Raw genomic sequence first — 18,920 nt, forward strand, 5'->3', positions numbered from 1 at the left:
ATAGAAATAGAAAGACCTGTCTTCCTCGTCAGCCAGCTGGGCTTTAGCTTTCAACCACGATCTCAGAAACACCAAGGAGCTCCCATGGCTGCGGAATTTATCAGTGTCAGCTTTCCCAACGCATCCAACGACCTAACCCCTGTCCCCGATGCTCCGGTCGATCCGCTTTTTCTGGAACGTTATGCGCGCGCGCTGGACGATTACGGCTTCAACTATACGCTTATCCCTTATTCCTCCTCTTCATTCGATCCGTTCACGCTTGGCGCGACCGTGCTGGCACATACCAAGCACATCAAGATCATCGTCGCGCTTCGGCCAAACACAGTCTATCCAACGGTTGCTGCAAAATCGCTTGCGACGCTTGATCAATTGAGTGGCGGGCGCGTTGTCGTCCACTTTATCGCAGGCGGCAGTGACGACGAGCAGGCGCGAGAAGGCGACTTCCTCACCAAGGAAGAACGTTACGAGCGGCAGGAAGAATATATCCGCATTCTTCGCCTGGCCTGGACATCGACAGAGCCATTCGATTTCGACGGAAAATATTATCAGTTCAAGCAGTTCCGTAGCGCCGTTCGTCCGACGAAGGGTCTTATCCCGATTTCGCTGGGCGGTTCGTCCGATGCTGCCTATCGCATCGGCGGCGCCCTGTGCGACATTTTCGGCCTCTGGGGTGAGCCGCTGAAAGAAACCAAGGAGCAGATCGACCGCATCTACGCCGAGGCAGCAAAAGCAGGACGGACGGATCGCCCGCGCATCTGGGTCACCTTCCGCCCGATCGTTGCCGAAACGGATGAGCTTGCCTGGGAGAAGGCACATCGTGTTCTCGACCAGTTGAATGCAAACCGGCAGAAAGGGCTTTCGCGCGCTCCGGTCAATGCAGCGGCACCGGCCAATGTCGGGTCTCAACGTCTTCTCGATATTGCAAAGCGCGGCGATGTCCATGACCGGGCACTCTGGTACCCAACGGTCACAGCCACCAATGCAAGCGGTGCCACAACAGCGCTGGTCGGATCGCCCCGTACCATTGCCGACTCCATCCTCGATTACATCGATCTTGGCTGTGACCTGATTTCTATTCGAGGCTACGACAACTTCAATGATGCCGTCGATTACGGACGATACGTGCTGCCGCTCGTTCGCGAGGGTATCCGCGAACGCGAAGAGGCAAAAAGGAAGGCCGCAGCCTGACGCCCGCCGCCCGGCCTCACGCCGGGCGAGCCTTATATCTTATTTTCAAAAACCGAGACTCTCAGCACATGTGAGCTCGGTTCCGTCATCTGGAAGGTCGTTACCTGCATGTCCTATGATCCCACCGCACTCGACGCAGCCGTGCGTATCGTTGCAGAGGCCGCACCAGAGGCAGATCAGACCGGTCAGTTTCCCTGGACGGGCATTCGCGCCGTCCATCAGGCCGGCCTTCTCGAAAGTACCGTAGCAACACGTTATGGTGGACAGGGCGGCACACTCAGCACGGCAGCGCATATTCTCGCAGCGCTTGGCCGCGGCGATCCGTCCGTGGCACTCATCAGTGCCATGACGATCTTCAACCACCTCGCTCAGGCGACGAAAGCGCATTGGCCGGAAGACCTCTACCGCGAGCTTCTGTCCCAGGCCCGAGACCGGCCCCTGCTGCTGAACGCGGCTCGCGTGGAGCCGGAGCTCGGTTCGCCCGCCCGTGGTGGACTGCCCGCAACGCGCGCGCGCCGGACAGCAGACGGCTGGGCGATTTCCGGCCAAAAGCGCTTCGTAACGGGAGCGCATGGCCTCACCCATTTTCTCGTCTGGGCACACACGGATGAAGTCCAGTCACGCGTTGGAACCTTTATCGTACCGAACGGCTCACCCGGGATCACCATCATCGAAAACTGGAAAAGCCTGGGAATGCGGGCGACAGGTTCGCATGACGTCGAGTTCACCGATGTCGTGGTGCCTACCGAGCACGTGCTGGAGCTTGTCGATCCATCTGTCGCCCAGCAGGACAATCGCAGCCACGCCGCACTTAATCTCGCTTTGACTGCGATCTATCTGGGCGCTGCCGAGGCGTCGCAGGAGGCTTTCATTCGTTTTGCGCACGAGCGTGTTCCCGCAAATCTTGGCCACTCCATCGCAAAGACGGAACGTTTCGTCACACTGTCAGGGGAAATCGACCTTCTGGTGTCGGGCGCCCGCCAGATCATCTTCGGCGCTCTGGATGGTGATCTCGGCAACGCAGAGAAACTGATCCGGGCGAGGCTTCTGGCAGGCAGACAAATCCGCGAGGCCGCTCAGATGGCAGTACGGGGAATCGGCAACCCCGGCCTCAACGCAGATCTCGGTCTCGAGCGGCATTTCCGCGACATCCAGTCTGTCCTTGTCCACGCACCCCAGGAAGACACCTCCGTCTCCATTCTGGGACGCGCAGCATTCGAGCGCTGGAACAGGGTCGAAAGCGAGCGGGCACAGACACCGACTATCGCTATTCGCAAGACCGCTTGAAACACGCAGCGCGCATCCGGTACCGGATCACCTCAAGGATTTTCAATGAGCAACAATTTGATCGTCGGCTTCTCCGGCAACACGACGCGCCCCTCGAGCACGAAGCGTTTCGTCCAAAGCGTCACCGAGACGCTTGCAAGGCAAGTGGGCCTCGAACATCAAGTCTTCGACGTCGAGGATATGGGGACTTCACTTGCGTCCGCACGCTCGGTGGCCGACCTCGATGCCGAGGGACGCCGCGTGCTCGAGACGATCATACATGCAGAAGCGCTGGTCATAGGCTCCCCCACATATAAGGGCAGTTACACGGGGCTTTTCAAACACGTCATAGATCTTCTCGATCCAGCAGACCTGCGCGGCAAGCCGATCATCATAACGGCGACGGGTGGCGGCGATCGCCATTCCCTCGTGGTCGAGCATCAGCTTCGCCCACTGTTCGCCTTTTTCGAGGCTTTCGTCACGCCGACGGCGATCTATGCAACCGGTCGGGACTTTGTCGAAGGGGACCTCTCGCCTGCGATCAGCGCCCGGGTTCGGCAAGCCGTCAATGAGGCGTCTCTTCTCCTCCAACGTCGATCCGACACTCTCGCGATTGCAGCGGAATAGATTCAAAACATTTGCAAAGCCGAGTACACGGACATCGCACACGACGCCGATGACTCTCACAGGCGTGCCGAAAAACTGGCTCTGGCATTATCTTCGGCGGATCTTCTTCTCAAGCGGATGCAGGTAATGCAGCCAGCGCGCAAGTGCCCCGCCAGCGCCCTGTCGCAAAAGGACTGACGGATCGAGGAGATTCTTTTTGCGCTTTCCCGAGAGCCGGTCCTGCCTATGGTCTCCGAACTGAGGCTCGAACTCCCTTACGAATTTGCGGCTGAAGACTATCGTCAAATCATCGATGACTTCTCCCGCGCCGTGCCTGCATTGTCTTTACGGCGATCACCGAACGCTGCCTGATGGCTTGAGGAACAACCATAAAGAGATTTATAGTTTGAAATTGGCACTTAATTTCAAATTTTCGTTCTTTGGTTGTTTTCGACCGAATTATTTTTATTCTCAGAAAAATATAAAATTCCGTTTCTTTGTCCTCCGATATTTTCTTGGCACGTTACCCATCACACACAAAGCGTCGCAACTGCGGTGACGGATGTGTGATGGGTTTGATCGCTGCAGGGACGATGTCGAAGAACACGACTTCTGGGGCAAGCAAGGGGATTGGGAACGTGTCCAAAACTATATCGATTGCATCCGCTCTGACCGGGCTGTTTCTATCGGTCGCATCGGTCAGCACAGCCAGCGCTTCCGACGCGCTGGTGACGGCGGATTGGCTGAAGCAAAACCTTGAAAATCCCAAGGTGAAAATTTTCGAAGTCAGCGTCGACACCGGCGTCTATGAAAGAGGCCACATTCCCGGAGCGGCCAATCTGAACTGGCATACGGATCTGGTGGACAAGGAGCGCCGTGACATTGCATCTAGGGATAACTTCCAGGCTCTGCTTCAAAAGGCTGGTGTTAGCGACGATACGACCATCGTGCTTTATGGCGATAACAACAATTGGTTTGCCGCATGGGGTGCATGGATTTTCGAAACCTACGGTCTTGGCAGCAATGTGAAGCTTCTCGACGGTGGCCGTAAGCTGTGGGAAGCAGAAGGACTGCCACTGGACACCACAGTTCAGTCCGCCAAACAAACAAAGCTTGATCTCGCAGAGCGTGACCCATCGGTCCGTGCGCGCTTCGTTGACGTCGTCGCCGTCGCAGAAGGCAAGCATAACATCAAGCTGATTGATATCCGGTCTGCCGACGAATATTCCGGCAAGATATTCGCCCCGGATGGCGTCAAGGAACTCTCCGTTCGCGCTGGCCACATTCCGGGTGCGGTCAACGTGCCGTGGGGTACAATCGTCAACAAGGACGGAACCTTCAAATCGGCGGAAGACATCAAGAAAATCTATGCGGAAAAGGGCATCGACGGTTCTGCGCCCATCATCACCTATTGCCGTATCGGCGAAAGGTCGAGCCACACCTGGTTCGCGTTGAAGAAAATCCTCGGTTACGACGTGCGTAACTATGACGGTTCATGGACCGAATATGGAAATGCGGTCGGCGTTCCCATCAGCAACCCGACCGGAACGGTGTGGACCGGAAAATAAGCAACCCTATTGAAATGGCGTCAGCGCATCGAACCGGTGCGCTGAAACCCGTGTTTATTGCCGACCGGTGAATCGATGACACTGACATATGGACGTTACGCAGCCGCACTGATTGTAGGAGTGCTGATTGCGTCAAGCTATTGGCTGGCCGCTCAGGACAACGGGCGACAGCTTGCTTTCTCTTTGGCTGCGGGTGCCGCCTTTGGCATCGTGCTCCAGCGTGGTCGCTTCTGCTTTCTCTGCAACCTTCGTGACCTTGTGGAAGGCAGAATGTCAGATGGCGTTCTGTCCATTTTGGTCGCTCTGTTGGCGGGTGTCGTTTTCTACCAGGTCGTCATGATGGCATGGGTGCCGGTGCCTCAGCCGGATCGTTTGCCACCCAATGCGCATATCGGTCCCGTAGGTTGGGTATTGGCGGTAGCATCATTGGTTTTCGGTTTTGGAGCCGCGCTCTCAGGCTCATGCCTCTCCGGACATTTTTATCGGTTGGGCGAAGGTGCGTTTGGCTCAATCATCGCAATCATCGGCGCGGGGTTCGGCTTTTTGCTCGCCTTTTTCAGCTGGAATTTTCTTTACACGCTCACCGTTTTTGATGACGTGCCGATCTGGCTGCCGCATTATCTGGGATACGGTCCTACGCTGGCGTTGTCGTGCCTCTTGCTTTTCGGCCTCATGTTTCTTGTCCTGTCTCTAGACCAATCAAAACCGGCAGTGCCGCCAGCAACTGATGGAAACCATCTCGGCCATAGTTTATCCCGCATCTTCACGAACCGCTGGTCACCAGTCGTCACAGGCCTCCTCGTTGCAGCCGTCAGTGCATTTTCCTATTTTCGCGTCGCACCGCTGGGCGTGACCGCAGAGCTCGGCAGCATTGCCAGAACCTTCGGTACAAGCCAGGGGCTGATACCAGAAACGCTGGCCGGGCTTGATACGGTGCGCGGCTGCATCAGCGCTATCAAGACGACGATCCTTTCGACCAACGGTGTTTTCGTCACCGGTCTGATCGTCGCGAGCTTTGCCTCGGCTCTTGTCGCGAAGCAATTCACGCCATCATGGCCAACATCAGGTGGCATCATCTCGCGGCTGGTTGGAGGCGTGTTGATGGGCTGGGGAGGAATGACGGCACTGGGCTGTACCGTTGGCGTTCTTCTGTCTGGTATCCACGCAGGCGCCCTGTCCGGCTGGGTCTTTCTGGCATTTTGCGCAATGGGAGCGTTCTTTGGCCTGTATCTCAAGCGACGTTTTGCCTGGCCGTGATCTTTGCCGTGCCATGGTGCATCGCGTTACCCAACCCTTAAAAACAGGAAATAGATATTTTCCGTTCGCACGCAAACGTAGAACGAACATCCTTTATTAGTTTACTAAATCCATAGACTAATTATGCATCGGCAATGGACGAGGTCACGATGTACAGTCTCAGTCTCTTGGATAAGAGCCCCATCCCTGAAGGGCAGAACGCCTCCAGCGCTTTCCGCGACACGGTCAATCTTGCAAAACGGGCTGAAGAATTGGGTTATCGTCGCTTCTGGGTGGCGGAGCATCACAACTCGCCTGAACTGGGTGGTTCTGCTCCCGAGGCTCTGGTTGCGTGGATTCTGGCAAAGACCTCGCATATCCGGGTCGGCTCCGGCGGCGTCATGCTTCAGCATTACAGCCCCTATAAGGTGGCTGAAGTCTTCAACGTGCTGGCGTCACTGGCCCCTGGACGGGTCGATCTGGGCATTGGCAAGACACCGGGTGGCCTGCCTCTAGCGACCTCGGCGTTGCAGCAGGCTTACGACCCCACCCGCAAACCTGATTTCGAAACCGCGTTCGCGCAACTCGAAGGGTTCCTATCCGGTCCTGCGCCGGATGAGGAGCAGCGCGCTGGCTTGGCAGCAACACCAAAGCCACCAGTGGCTGCTGAAAAATTTTTGCTCGGTGCCAGTCCAGAAAGCGCGAGGCTTGCGGCCGTAAATGGCTGGAATTTTGTTTTTGCAGGTCATCTGAATGGTGATCCAGAGGTTCTTCGCAACAGTCTGGAGACTTTCAGAACCGTAAGCGGAGGGAAATCCGCCATTCTGGCCCTGTCTGCGCTGGCTGCAAACGACCCTGCGCAGGCTGCAGCGCAGGTAGCCCATCAGCGAATTTTTCGCGTGTTTCTCAGCAATGGCAAGGCGTTCAATCTCGGTCGTCGCGAACAGGCGGAAGAATTCGCCCGCCAGTCTGGCGATACGGATTATCGCATCGAAGAGCGCAAACCGAATGTGCTGCACGGCACGGCGGCGGATATCCACGCGCGGCTTCATAGCTTCGCCAGCGAATACGGGATCGAGGAATTCATCATCGAGCCGCCGCATGTGGGTGCGGATCAAAGGCTTGCGTCAATCGAATTGCTGGCAACGCATCGCCTTTCGGCAGCGGCCTAACAGGTGGCAGGAGACAGTGAAATGACGAAGAAGAAAATCCGTTTTGGTGTCATGCTTCAAGGTCCCGGCGGCCATATGAATGCCTGGCGTCACCCCAAGAGCCCGGTCGATGCCAGCGTCAATCTCAAATTTTTCAAGCACCACGCACTGAAGGCGGAAGCGGCGGGCATCGCCTTTGCTTTCGTGGCAGACGGGCTCTACATCAACGACAAATCCATCCCGCATTTCCTCAACCGCTTCGAGCCACTGACGATCTTGTCGGCGCTGGCCGCGGTAACCTCGAAGATCGGTCTGGCCGGAACGGTCTCCACATCCTACAGCGACCCTTTCACCATTGCCCGGCAATTTGCCTCTCTCGACCTCATCAGCGGTGGCAGAGCCGGATGGAATGCGGTGACGACGCCGTTGGAAGGTACGGCCAAGAATTACAGCCGCAATCACCCAGAGCATGCGCTCCGCTATGAGATCGCCGATGAATATCTTGAAGTCATCAAGGGGCTTTGGGATAGCTGGGATGACGACGCCTTCACGCGCAATCGCGAGACCGGTCAGTTCTTCGACAAGGCAAAGCTGCACACGCTGGGTCACAAAGGCCGCTTCTTCTCGGTCGAAGGCCCGCTCAACATTCAGCGTTCAGCGCAGGGACAGCCGGTCATTTTCCAGGCGGGGTCGTCGGATGCCGGTATCGGCCTTGCGGGCAAGCACGCAGACGCCGTCTTCACCAATTCCGCGTCTCTGGAAGAAAATCAGACCTTCCTCAAACGGGTCAAGCAAAGCGCCGTCGCGCAGGGGCGCTCCGCATCCGACGTGAAGATATTCCCCGGCATTGGCCCCATCGTTGCAGAAACGCAGGAGGCGGCGGAAGAGAAATACGATATCATCCGCAATCTCATCACCATCGATGATGCGCTGGCCTATCTCGGCCGCTTCTTCGATCATCATGATTTCAGCGTCTATCCGCTGGACGAGCCTTTCCCTGAACTGGGTGACATCGGCAAGAACAGCTTCCGCTCAACCACGGACCGCATCAAGCAGCGCGCCAGAGACAGGAACCAGACCTTGCGCGAGGCGGCGCTTGAAGCGGCAACGCCACGAGAAGGCTTCATCGGCACGCCGGACAAGGTAGCAGACGAGATCATCCGCTGGGTGGAAAACGATGCCGCCGACGGCTTCATTCTCGGCTTCCCCGTCATTGCCGAGGGGCTGGATGACTTCATTCGTCTGGTCATTCCGGTTCTGCAACAGCGAGGCTATTTCGAGCCGCATCTGGATGGCCAGACCCTGCGCGATCATCTGGGACTGCCGTTCCGCGAAAGCGTCTATGCCGGCGGATCGACGGCTGCAGATAAGGCCATCGCATAAGACTGACTGATTATGGAAGGTGCGTGGCGCGTCACTGCCATGCAGGAGGTCTAAAACCATGAATATCCACACCAACGGCGCGCGTCACAGCGACGACGCCGAACGGGGAATCCTTGCCTATCTGGACGAGAGCATCGCCATAAGGCGTGATCTTCACCGGCACCCCGAACTGTCGCTGAAGGAAAAGCGCACCTCCAGTGTCGTTGCGCGCTACCTTCTGTCCTATGGTTATGAGGTCACCGAAGGAGTGGGCGGGCATGGCGTTGTCGCCACCCTGAAACGCAGCAAGGGTGACAAGCGCATAGGCATTCGCGCCGATATCGATGCGCTGCCGATTATCGAGGAAACCGGCCTGCCCTATGCGAGCGAGCATCAGGGCGTGATGCATGCCTGCGGGCATGATGGCCATACGACGATCCTTTTGACGGCTGCACGCTACCTTGCCGAACAGTCGAATTTTTCGGGCACGCTGACCCTGATTTTCCAGCCTGCGGAGGAAATCGGCGCGGGTGCAAGAGCCATGATTGCCGACCGGTTGTTCGAGCGTTTTCCGGTCGATGCGGTTTTTGGATTGCACAATTGGCCGGGCGTCAACGCCGGGCAATTCGGCTTCGTCGAAGGACCTGCCATGGCCTCCGTCGATAAGGCCACCGTTCGCATCATCGGCAAGGGTGGCCACGGTGCCGAACCGCATGAGACGGTCGATCCCGTGCTGGCATCAGCCGGTTTCATCACCGCCTTGCAAAGCATCGTGTCGCGCAATGTCGATCCGCGCCAGATGGCGGTGCTGACCGTTGGCTCCATTCATGGCGGCAATGCCTCGAACGTCATTCCCGAAAGCGTGGAGCTGAAACTCACTGCTCGCGCTTATTCTGAAGCCGTGCGCGAAAAGCTGGAGCATCGCCTTGTTGCGCTGGCAAAGGCGCAGGCCGAAAGCTTCGGCGCGAAAGCCGAGGTGGATTTCCATCGCGGCTTTCCACCGGTGCTGAACCATGTGGCGGAAACGGTTTTTGCCCGCACTGTCGCACTACGGCATTTCCCGGCAACGCAGATTGCAGAAGATTTTCAGCCCCGCACGGCCAGCGAAGACTTCGCCTTCATGCTGCAGGAGCGCCCCGGCAGCTATCTCTTCGTCGGCAATGGCGACAGCGCATCGCTTCACAGCCCGCATTACGATTTCAACGACGCCATCATCGCGCCTGCCGCCCATTACTGGGTGCGGCTGGCCGAAACCTATCTTTCCTGACCCTCACCGAAAGCAACATCATGAGCGACAGTTTTCTTTACACATCTGTTCTCGATCCGCGGGCAAAGCCGCTGCTGGACGAATTGCTGTTCGAATATGACAGCCGTTACGGCACGTTTTTCAATGCCGAAGGCGCAAAGGCGGAATTGAGCAAATATCCGCCGGAAGCCTTCAGCCCGCCGCATGGCAATTTTCTGCTGCTGCTGCGGGATGGCAAAGCCATCGGCGGCGGGGCTTTCATGCGCCACGATGACGAAACAGCCGAGTTCAAACGCGTCTGGACACATTCCGCCCATCGCCGTCAGGGGCTGGCAAAAAAAGTGCTGGTCGAGCTTGAGCGCCAGGCCATCCGCCAGGGATATTCCCGCATCTATTTGACCACCGGTTTTCGCCAGCCGGAAGCCGTCGGCCTTTATCTGACCAATGGGTATCGCGCCCTGTTCGATACTGCGGGCGATCTGGAAGCCATCAAATCCCTGCCCTTCGAAAAATGGCTTTCCGTCGCGTCACCGCTGACCTTCGAAAGCCCGGTCGAAACACATGCCGTGAGCCATCACGCTTAGACAGCCACGAAAGGCTTTCCCCATGACGATCGTGTCAGATTTTCAGCACGTTGCAGAGACCAAGCGAAAGGCGGAGCCTATAAAGGGCGACTATTCACATTTTCGCATCGTTCCCGCCCGTTATCCGCTTCGCACCTTCGGCACCGTTCTTTCGGTCGTCATCATCGCCGCGATCTTAAATTCCGTCTTCGGCAATCCGCGCTGGGGCTGGGATGTCTTTGCGGAATGGTTCTTCGCCGAACCGGTTCTCGTCGGTCTCGGCAGAACACTGCTTTTAACGGTGCTGGGCGCCTTCTTCGGCTTTGTTCTGGGAACCGTGCTGGCACTGGCACGCGTGTCCGGTTCACCGCTGCTGGTGGCTATTTCCTGGACCTATATCTGGATCTTCCGGTCCATTCCGCTCATCGTCCTGCTGCTGATCCTCAACAATCTTGGTTATCTCTATGAAACCATCACGATTGGCGTGCCTTATACCGGCATCAATTTCTTCAGCTGGAACACGACGCAGCTGATGACGCCATTTGCGGCAGCGATCATCGGGCTCACCTTGAACGCCGGCGCCTTCTCGTCGGAAATCGTGCGCGGCGGTATTCTCTCGGTCGAACAGGGCCAGCTGGAAGCGGCCGCGTCGCTGGGTCTTCCGCGTCGCAGGCAGTTCTCCAAGATCATTCTGCCACAGGCCATGCGCACCATTTTGCCCAATGGTTTCAACGAGATCATTCTGATGGCGAAGGGGACCTCACAGGTTTACATCCTTGCTTTGCCGGAACTCTTCTACACCATCCAGATCATCTACCGCCGAAATCTCGAAGTCATTCCACTCTTGATGGTGGCGACCGTCTGGTACCTCATCATCCTCACCGTGCTGTCGATTATCCAGCATCATATCGAACGGCATTTTTCTCGCGGTGCGCTGCGCAATCCGCCACCATCTTTCTTCAACACGCTCTATCGCACGGTCTGGCCACGCAAGACGCCCACCGCGGCAAGCGACGTGACACCGGATGTGGTGGAGCGGCCTGTGCCCGTGCGTGCCGGAAGCTTCCAGCTCGGCAATCGCGGTGGCAATGTCACCATCCACAATGTGTCCAAGTCCTTCGGCGCGCTGAAGGTTTTGGACGACGTGACGCTGACGGTGCCAGCGGGCAGTGTTACCGCCATTCTCGGCCAGTCCGGCTCCGGCAAATCCACGCTGCTACGGTCGATCAATCATCTGGAACGCGTGGATGATGGTTTCATCGCTGTCGATGGTGAACTGGTCGGTTACCACCAGAAGGGCGACACGCTTTATGAGTTGAAGGAAAAGGACATCCTCAAGCGCCGCGTCGAAGTGGGCATGGTGTTTCAGAGCTTCAACCTCTTTCCGCATCTGACCGTTCTGGAAAACATCATCGAAGCGCCCGTGACGGTGCGTGGCATTTCCAGACCTCAGGCGGAAGCGGAAGCGCGCGATCTGCTGGCCCGCGTTGGCCTGGCCGAAAAAGCGGGTGCCTATCCTCGCCAGCTCTCTGGCGGCCAGCAACAGCGCGTGGCCATTGCCCGTGCGCTGGCCTTACGCCCGAAGGTTCTTCTTTTTGATGAACCGACATCGGCGCTTGATCCCGAACTCGTCAATGAAGTGCTCGATGTCATCAAGGAACTCGCCCGTTCCGGCGTCACGCTTATCATCGTCACCCACGAAATCGGCTTTGCCCGCGAAGTGGCCGATACGGTCGTCTTCATGGAGCAGGGCAGAATTCTGGAAATAGGCACGCCAGCGAAGGTTTTGACCAAACCGGACCATCCGCGCACAGCCGAATTTCTCGCAAAAGTCCTCTAAATTCCAACGAACAAGGAAACACTCGATGTCCAAATCGAAATGGTTGTCCGCCATCAGCGGCGGTTTGCTCACGGCATTTTTCTCCCTCGGTGCGCATGCGCAGGAGGTCGATCTCTCCCCAGAACAAAAAGGCCGTATCCGCGTCGAAAAAGTGGAAGCCGCGGCCAAGCTTATTCCCGCCGACTATAAATTCGTCACGCCCGGAAAGCTGACGGTTGCGACCAACCCGAACCGTCTCCCGCTGGGCGATTATGCCAGCGACGCAAAGACGCCAATCGGCAGCGAACCGGATGTGGCCCAGCTGGTTGCCGATAGCCTTGGTCTTGAACTGCAACTGGTGCCGGTGGCCTGGGCAGACTGGCCGCTGGGTCTGGCATCCGGCAAATACGACGCCGTGATTTCCAATGTTACGGTGACCGAAGCGCGCAAGGAGAAGTTCGATTTTTCCAGCTATCGCAACGATCTTCTGGGTCTTTACGTCGCCAGCAACAGCAAGATCGGCAGCATTACCAAGCCGGAAGACATTGCGGGCCTGAAGGTCATCGTCAGTGCCGCCACCAATCAGGAGCAAATCCTGTTGAAGTGGATCGAGCAGAACAAGGCCAAGGGTCTGGCACCGACCGATGTGCAATATTACGACGATCAGGCCGTGCTTGATCTCGCGCTGCAATCCGGCCGCGCCGATGTCTATCTTGGCCCTAACGCCACATCCGCTTATCAGGCTGCAAAGGTGAAGAAAACCAAGCTTGTCGGCACTTTCTCGGGTGGCTGGCCTGAAGCGGCAGAAATTGCGGTTGCGACCAAAAAAGGATCCGGCATTGCAGATGCCCTGACGGCGGCGGTGAACGCACAGATCAAAAACGGCAATTACACCAAGGTTCTCGCCCGCTGGAATTTGGCCTCCGAAGCCATTACCGAAGCGCGCACCAACCCGCCCGGTTTGCCCAAAAGCTGAGTTGAAACGCAAATCACTCAGCCGGTGGCGCGAGCATCCTCCCAGCCGCGCCACCGCTTTTTTCATCGCACAGAAAGTGCCGTCATGACCTTCAAATCAGCTTTTCGCAGGGTGTTCGCCAGTTTTCTTCTGGTATCGGCCAGCGCCTGCATCGCCTCCGCAGCCAGCGATTTTTTCGATCTCTCACCAGAGCAGTCGGGCCGCATCCGGGTCGCAAAGGATGAAAAGGCCATCGCCGCCATCCCCAAGGACTTCCCATTGGTGGAGCCGGGCAAGTTCACCGTTGCGGTTTCGCCCGGCGGGCCGCCGCTCGCGACCTATGCCACGGATGCGAAGACGGTGGTGGGTGCCGATCCGGACTATGCATCGGCCATTGCGGACAGTCTCGGTCTTGAACTGCAACTGGTCCCGGTCGCCTGGGCGGATTGGCCGCTGGGACTGGTATCCGGCAAATATGATGCCGTGATTTCCAATGTCGGTGTAACGGAGCAGCGAAAGGAAAAATTCGATTTCTCCACCTATCGCCAGGGCCTGCACGGCTTCTTCGTCAAGGCAGATAGTGGCATCACCTCCATCAAGGAACCCAAAGACGCCGCTGGCCTTCGCATCATCGTGGGTGCCGGCACCAATCAGGAGCGCATCTTGCTGAAATGGAGCGACGAGAACGTCGCCGCCGGTTTGAATCCAATCGAGCTGCAATATTACGATGATCAGGCAACGCAACTGGTTGCCCTTGCCGCAGGTAGAGCCGACGTGATCGTGCAGCCGCATGCTCAGCTGGTTTTCATCGCAGCACGTGACAAGAATATCAAAAGGGTCGGTACGCTCTCGGCCGGTTGGCCGGAGAGGTCTGACGTCGCTATTACCACGCGCAAGGGATCCGGTCTCGCTGACGCATTGACGATTGCCACCAATGACCTGATCAAAAACGGGAACTACGCAAAGATTCTGGCGCAGTGGCACCTATCGGAAGAAGCCCTGCCGGAATCGAAGACCAATCCGCCCGGTCTGCCGAAAAGCTAGCGCATAGTCGCCAGAGCCATGGCCTCAGGCTTTTACAGATGGGGCGCGAACCGATGCACGCCTTTGGGTTTGAAGGACAGGGTTTCCTCTTGCGCGAGGAGTTTTGCGCATAGCCAGATAATGGAAAGCCACATCTCCGTCCCCTGCAGCCCCGGTTCGTGGCCATCGCAAAACGCGTAGCCCTTATTCTCGACCCAGCGGCCATCAAGTCTTTTGAGGACATCCGTGGCGATCTGGCGCACCTCGTCTTTCCGGTGGTCTGTCTGAAGGCCGCAAAGAAGGAGCGGATGGATCGTATCCAGCAGGTTGCAGGCATTGAAAGCTGTGCCGTGAAATCCGTCATAGTTCCCGTAGTTCAACAGAACCGAATCGATCGAGGCCTGCGGATGGGGAACAGGCAGGCCAAACTGGGCATATGTGCCTCTGGTCAAACGGTAGAAGCCGTTAACGGGCTGGAGAAGTCCCTCCTGCGGCGTTGCATCGCCCCATAAACCAGACCGTGCATCTATTTTCAGCGTTAGCCAACCCATCAGCACAGTCAGATTTTTCCCAAGTCCAAAGTAGCGCTGGTTGAAATAGAGCGCAGTACCGATGGCATCGACGGTTGCGCCGCAATGCCAGGCGCGCTCCCGCCACGGGAGATCGTCCAGCCACTTGACCAGCGCATCTGCATCCAAGTCCTCGACGAAAGAGATGGGGTGGAGCGGTGCTGCATCGAAACATTCAAGAGCATAGACAGCACAAAGGATATTATACAGCGCCGACGGATCACGCTCGGATGGGTTTTGATATTGCCTCCCGGGCTCGATAAACAGGCCTGTCGAGCGGCTCTGCCATGCCTGCAACTGCTCGATGACCGACTTGGCTTCGAACAGGTTGCGCTGGTGTCCAAAAGCCGATGCGATTTCGATCGCGTCGCAAAGATGTCTGATCTTGCCGTCCGTGGTCCCGGAAGCGTCCGGTGAGAGAAACCGTTCATCGAAGCGGTAGTGCTCTATCGCCTGTTGCCAATTGGAGGATAGCTGCGCATCCAGTCGGGCGAGCAGTTCGCCCACATCGCCCGGCTTAGGCCCGTGCGGGAGCGGCTTTCGGCTTCCAATGACCCGTGCCGGGACGCCGCCAACGATGGCATAGTCAGGCACCTTTCCTTTCACGACTGCGCCAGCAGCGACGATCACGCCCTTGCCGACGGTCGCACCATCCAGCACGACGGCGTTGGCACCAATCCAGACATCATCGCCTATGTCTATGCCGATGCTCGTCAGCGGTTGGCGATAGATGGGGATTTCGACACTCTCAAACCCATGATTGAAGCCGACGACACTGACATGAGAGGCGATGCGTGTGTCGTTGCCAATGCGGACTTTCCCCGAAATGCACGCATAGGGATTGATCGAGACATTCTTGCCGAGTTCCACATCACCGCGAACGATGGCATGACCTGCAATCCATGAATTGTCACCTATGCTCACACGGTCGGTGTGGACTTGCGCATCTTCGGCGATATAGACGCTCCTGCCGAAAGTGGCACCAGCATAGTCGACAAGCCTTTGCAGCCGCGCCTGATGATCATCGTCATCGATGTCGCTTTGCGTCCGCTCCCAGGGCATGATGTTTAGCCTGGCTCGTCGTTGCTTCATGCCGGTATCAGAGGCCATGATCTCATCCCAGCGCCGTATGTTTCAGGTCGAAGGCCGCGACACGTTTTCCTTTTGCTTCGAACAAAGCCCGAAGCTTTTCGATATCTGGGCGAATGGGTGGGGCATTGAGAGCGGCTTCCGCATCGGGGCCTGCTGGCAACGCCATCGCAGCCGTAACAATAACCTTTTCACCTGCAGCAATCGTGGCTCTCAACTGCGGAACGAGCGTGCGTCCGTGAATGAGATTGGTGTTGGCGATTGCCTGATGGGCCACGCCCTGCCTTTCCACCTGTGCCGAAAGATCAAGGATCGCGCTGACATCATCCGTTCCGAAACACACCGCACGTAACGCGCCCACGTCGACCTTGTCCTGGTTGAAATCTACCCGGGGGATGGCAAAACCACCCTCGGAGCTTTGCAGAGACCGTGGCGAGGTGATGCGGTGAACTCTGACGTGCCAAGGATTTTGTGGGATCAGCCATGTCTCGATGACGACATCGCTCCACGGGCGCCAACGGGAATAGAGGCAGTCTTCTGCAATCAGCGCCTCCTCCATCGTCTCGCGCGTGCGAAAATGAACGCCGTCGTCCGATAGTCCGAGCATGCCGTCGAAGCTGGCCGAGGCAAAGTGACGGTCATCTGCCTCCATGTTGAAGGCATAGCGGGTGGAATAGACGAATTTGGAATATTTCTCCTGCGCGCCGCGCATCTTGTCATGCTGCTGACCTGAGGCGAGAAGAACGACATTTCCGGGCGTGTGGAACGCGACCATTCCAGGCTTTGACAAGGGCACCGGCTCGGAGAACATTTCCCCTGCGTCGTCGTCCTCCTCAGCCTGCCAGAATGGATGTTCTGGAGGCAGCGCAAGCGGCAGGAAGAACTTCAGCGCCCAGTAGGGCGAACAGGGTGAATTGTAGCTCTCGCTCATCAGCAGATTGGGGTAGCCGTAGCCGATCGACAGGACACCGTCTCGATCGCAAATCGGGCGCTTCGACCACCATCTGATGTGGCGCATATAGTAACCCTTCACGGTCGCCCATGGCAGAGCTTCCAGGTCAGCGAAGGCGAGTGCTCCCCAAAAGCCTCCGGCCGCGAAGCGGTAGGTCTGGCTTCTCCCGAATGCGACCGATGCGCCATCCGGGCCGAACCAGTGACGTATATCTGCCGTGAAGCGTTGCGACCGTGCGCGAAGGCGCGTCTTGCGCGCATCATCCCCGTTTGCGAGCGCGGTATAGATCAGCCCGTAAAAATGCATGGCAAATGGAATATAGTGATCGACGCGGCGCACGGGGCCATCGCGATACCATCCATCTCCTATGTCGAAAGCTTCCAACTCATCCAGATAATCTTGCGTTTTCTGGCTGTCGAAAGCGACGCCGACCCGTTCCAGCCCGAGATCAATCAGCACCCGGAAGAATTTCCAGTTGTTGTCGACGAACTCCCGCTCCCGCGCTGCCAGCAGATAGGCGCCGACATTGCTTTTGTCTCGCTCGCTCAACGGCTCCCATATGTGCTGGGGAACCATGGCGAGCGCGAAACCAATGGCGGCGAGTTCGACAAGCCGCTGGTTTCTGTCGGTAACATCGCCCCAATATTCCTCATGCGAGGGATCGGTGCCGCTTGCCAGACCACGTCGATACAGCGCCCAATGCGGAAAGTCGTAACCACCCGCCGCAAGCGGTACGAGACCCCATAGAGGCCTTGCAAAACCTTCCAGTTCAGCGGCAGGATAATCGAAAACAGCCCCCGTCGCACTCAAGCGGACCCGCGCTCCGCCTTCGGAAAAATACGGCAGCAAGGGGTTGAACAAGTCGAGCACAGCCTTGGCCAGATCGTCTCTCGTTAAAAGCGGATTGTGATAAAGCGGGTTGGCGCTGGCGGTCTGGTGATGCACGGTCTTGGGTCTTTCGGTACGGGAGCGGTTTGGCCGCCGCGACCATGTCGCGACGACCAGTCGTCGTTACTTGATGGCCTTGACGCCTTCGTCCATCTCCTTAAGGCCATCGTCTACGGAGATATTGTCGGTCATCAACGCATCATGGACGCGGTTCAGGACGACCTCGATGCGGGCCGCGTTTGGATTAACCGCCATTTCAAGATAGGCCTTACCGGCCTTCAAGGCTTCCTTGCTGTTTTCGTCCTGCGGGAAGCCGGGCAGCGCCGCGATCTTTTCCGCAACGTCATCCGATCTCAATGCCGGGAACGTACCCGTGGCAGCGACGATGGCAGCACCTTCCGGTCCGGTTGCAAACTTGATGAAATCGAGTGCTGCTTCCTTATGTCCGGAGTTCTTGTTGACCGAAAGGCCGGAAATCTGGGCTGCCGTCGTGCCTGCCGCCACGCCTTCCGGGTGCGGGAACTTTACAATGCCCCAGTTGGCACTCTTCGATTCCCCGGATGCCACCTTGGCGATCTGCGTTCCGACAAACCACGTCCCCATTGGCAGCATTCCGATGGTGCCATTGAAAAACAATGCCGAGTAATGCGTGTTGGATGTTTTCAGCGAGGCGTAGGACGGGATGGCACCGCTCTTTTGCAGCGCCAGCGCTCTCTCGTACCAAGGCTTCAGAAACTCGTAATTTCCATCGACCAACGTGTGCTTACCATCCTGGATACCGGGCAATTGCACCGTGGAACGCCAGGTGTGCAACAAGGCACCATAGGTACGATTGACACCCATGCCGCCTTTGAGCTTGCCCGCGATCTCGTCGAACTGGGCCCAGGTCATGTCGTTTGTTGGATAGGGTACGCCTGCCTTGTCGAAAATATCCTTGTTATAATAGACCACCCAGAAGTCCGATCGGAACGGAAGGGCATAAATCTTACCGTCAATCGTCATTTCTTCGATCAATCCGCCATAGGACGCGGCATCGATTTTCTGATCTTTCATGAAGCCGGTAAGATCATCGATGTTGCCCGCCCGAACAAGGTTGGCATAGCCCGGCACATCCTTGATCGTTACGATGTCGATGTCCTTGGAGCCACCCGTGAGCTGGGTGGAAATCATCTGCGTATAGTCCTGTGATCCGAGATCGACCGCCTCGAACTTCACATTGGGATGCTTGTTTTGATAGGCATCCATCAGCGGCTTGAAATAGGCTCCCTTGTCCAAATCCCACAAGGCCCATTTAAGGGTAACCGGAGCGTCGCTTTGTGCAAATGCGGCCCCGCCGAAGCCCGCCGCTACCGTCATTGACGCCGTCGCGAGAGCAAAGGCGCGTCTTGTTATTTGAAGTCTCATCGTAGGTCTCCTCCCTAAGTAGATCATCTGGAATT

At 57.3% G+C, this 18,920-nt stretch carries 15 protein-coding genes and 1 pseudogene; 13 read left to right on the forward strand and 3 right to left on the reverse strand.

All coding sequences use genetic code 11. From position 1 onward, the window contains the following. Positions 1–84 precede the first annotated feature (84 nt). The 13 genes and pseudogenes from ASF29_RS13005 to ASF29_RS13070 all read left to right on the forward strand — a co-directional run bounded on the left by ASF29_RS13005 (position 85) and on the right by ASF29_RS13070 (position 14,004). On the forward strand, positions 85–1,188 hold the full coding sequence (locus tag ASF29_RS13005; protein WP_062451105.1) for an LLM class flavin-dependent oxidoreductase: 1,104 nt from the start codon (positions 85–87) through the stop codon (positions 1,186–1,188). Between the two features lie 108 nt (positions 1,189–1,296). Continuing rightward, positions 1,297–2,475, forward strand: a complete 1,179-nt coding sequence (locus tag ASF29_RS13010; RefSeq protein WP_062451106.1) for an acyl-CoA dehydrogenase family protein — start codon at positions 1,297–1,299, stop codon at positions 2,473–2,475. 45 nt (positions 2,476–2,520) lie between these two features. Then, on the forward strand, positions 2,521–3,081 hold the full coding sequence (gene msuE / locus ASF29_RS13015; RefSeq protein ID WP_062451107.1) for an FMN reductase: 561 nt from the start codon (positions 2,521–2,523) through the stop codon (positions 3,079–3,081). Positions 3,082–3,087: 6 nt separating this feature from the next. After that, positions 3,088–3,432, forward strand: a pseudogene (locus ASF29_RS24925) (hypothetical protein); the annotation flags it as partial. A gap of 266 nt (positions 3,433–3,698) precedes the next feature. Further along, positions 3,699–4,628, forward strand: a complete 930-nt coding sequence (locus ASF29_RS13025; protein ID WP_062451287.1) for a sulfurtransferase — start codon at positions 3,699–3,701, stop codon at positions 4,626–4,628. Between the two features lie 75 nt (positions 4,629–4,703). After that, positions 4,704–5,885 carry a YeeE/YedE family protein gene (locus ASF29_RS13030; RefSeq protein WP_062451288.1) on the forward strand — a complete coding sequence of 394 codons (1,182 nt, stop codon included), beginning with the start codon at positions 4,704–4,706 and terminating at the stop codon, positions 5,883–5,885. Positions 5,886–6,034: 149 nt separating this feature from the next. Then, on the forward strand, positions 6,035–7,036 hold the full coding sequence (locus tag ASF29_RS13035) for an MsnO8 family LLM class oxidoreductase (RefSeq protein WP_062451109.1): 1,002 nt from the start codon (positions 6,035–6,037) through the stop codon (positions 7,034–7,036). Between the two features lie 21 nt (positions 7,037–7,057). Then, positions 7,058–8,398 (forward strand): LLM class flavin-dependent oxidoreductase, encoded by a 1,341-nt coding sequence (locus ASF29_RS13040; protein WP_062451110.1) that lies wholly within the window; start codon positions 7,058–7,060, stop codon positions 8,396–8,398. A gap of 58 nt (positions 8,399–8,456) precedes the next feature. Next, positions 8,457–9,644, forward strand: a complete 1,188-nt coding sequence (locus ASF29_RS13045) for a M20 aminoacylase family protein (RefSeq protein ID WP_062451111.1) — start codon at positions 8,457–8,459, stop codon at positions 9,642–9,644. A 20-nt stretch (positions 9,645–9,664) separates the two neighbouring features. Continuing rightward, on the forward strand, positions 9,665–10,207 hold the full coding sequence (locus ASF29_RS13050) for a GNAT family N-acetyltransferase (RefSeq protein WP_062451112.1): 543 nt from the start codon (positions 9,665–9,667) through the stop codon (positions 10,205–10,207). A 22-nt stretch (positions 10,208–10,229) separates the two neighbouring features. Beyond that, positions 10,230–12,026 carry an amino acid ABC transporter permease/ATP-binding protein gene (locus ASF29_RS25050; protein ID WP_082453496.1) on the forward strand — a complete coding sequence of 599 codons (1,797 nt, stop codon included), beginning with the start codon at positions 10,230–10,232 and terminating at the stop codon, positions 12,024–12,026. Between the two features lie 25 nt (positions 12,027–12,051). Further along, on the forward strand, positions 12,052–12,981 hold the full coding sequence (locus tag ASF29_RS13065) for an ABC transporter substrate-binding protein (RefSeq protein WP_062451113.1): 930 nt from the start codon (positions 12,052–12,054) through the stop codon (positions 12,979–12,981). Between the two features lie 84 nt (positions 12,982–13,065). Further along, positions 13,066–14,004, forward strand: coding sequence for an ABC transporter substrate-binding protein (locus ASF29_RS13070; RefSeq protein ID WP_062451290.1), 939 nt, complete (start codon positions 13,066–13,068; stop codon positions 14,002–14,004). Between the two features lie 32 nt (positions 14,005–14,036). On the opposite strand, the gene ASF29_RS13075 is transcribed toward ASF29_RS13070, so the two are convergent. The 3 genes from ASF29_RS13075 to ASF29_RS13085 form a co-directional block, all read right to left on the reverse strand. Beyond that, positions 14,037–15,662, reverse strand: coding sequence for an acyltransferase (locus ASF29_RS13075; protein WP_062451114.1), 1,626 nt, complete (start codon positions 15,660–15,662; stop codon positions 14,037–14,039). Positions 15,663–15,666: 4 nt separating this feature from the next. Then, entirely contained in the window at positions 15,667–17,538 is a 1,872-nt protein-coding gene (locus ASF29_RS13080) for a DUF2264 domain-containing protein (RefSeq protein WP_062451115.1), read from the reverse strand. 66 nt (positions 17,539–17,604) lie between these two features. Further along, the gene (locus tag ASF29_RS13085) at positions 17,605–18,885 is read right to left on the reverse strand and encodes a sugar ABC transporter substrate-binding protein (protein ID WP_062451116.1); all 1,281 of its coding nucleotides are present in this window, start codon (positions 18,883–18,885) and stop codon (positions 17,605–17,607) included. Positions 18,886–18,920 lie beyond the last annotated feature (35 nt).

It is taken from the genome of Rhizobium sp. Leaf262 (assembly GCF_001422245.1).
Lineage (GTDB): Bacteria > Pseudomonadota > Alphaproteobacteria > Rhizobiales > Rhizobiaceae > Agrobacterium.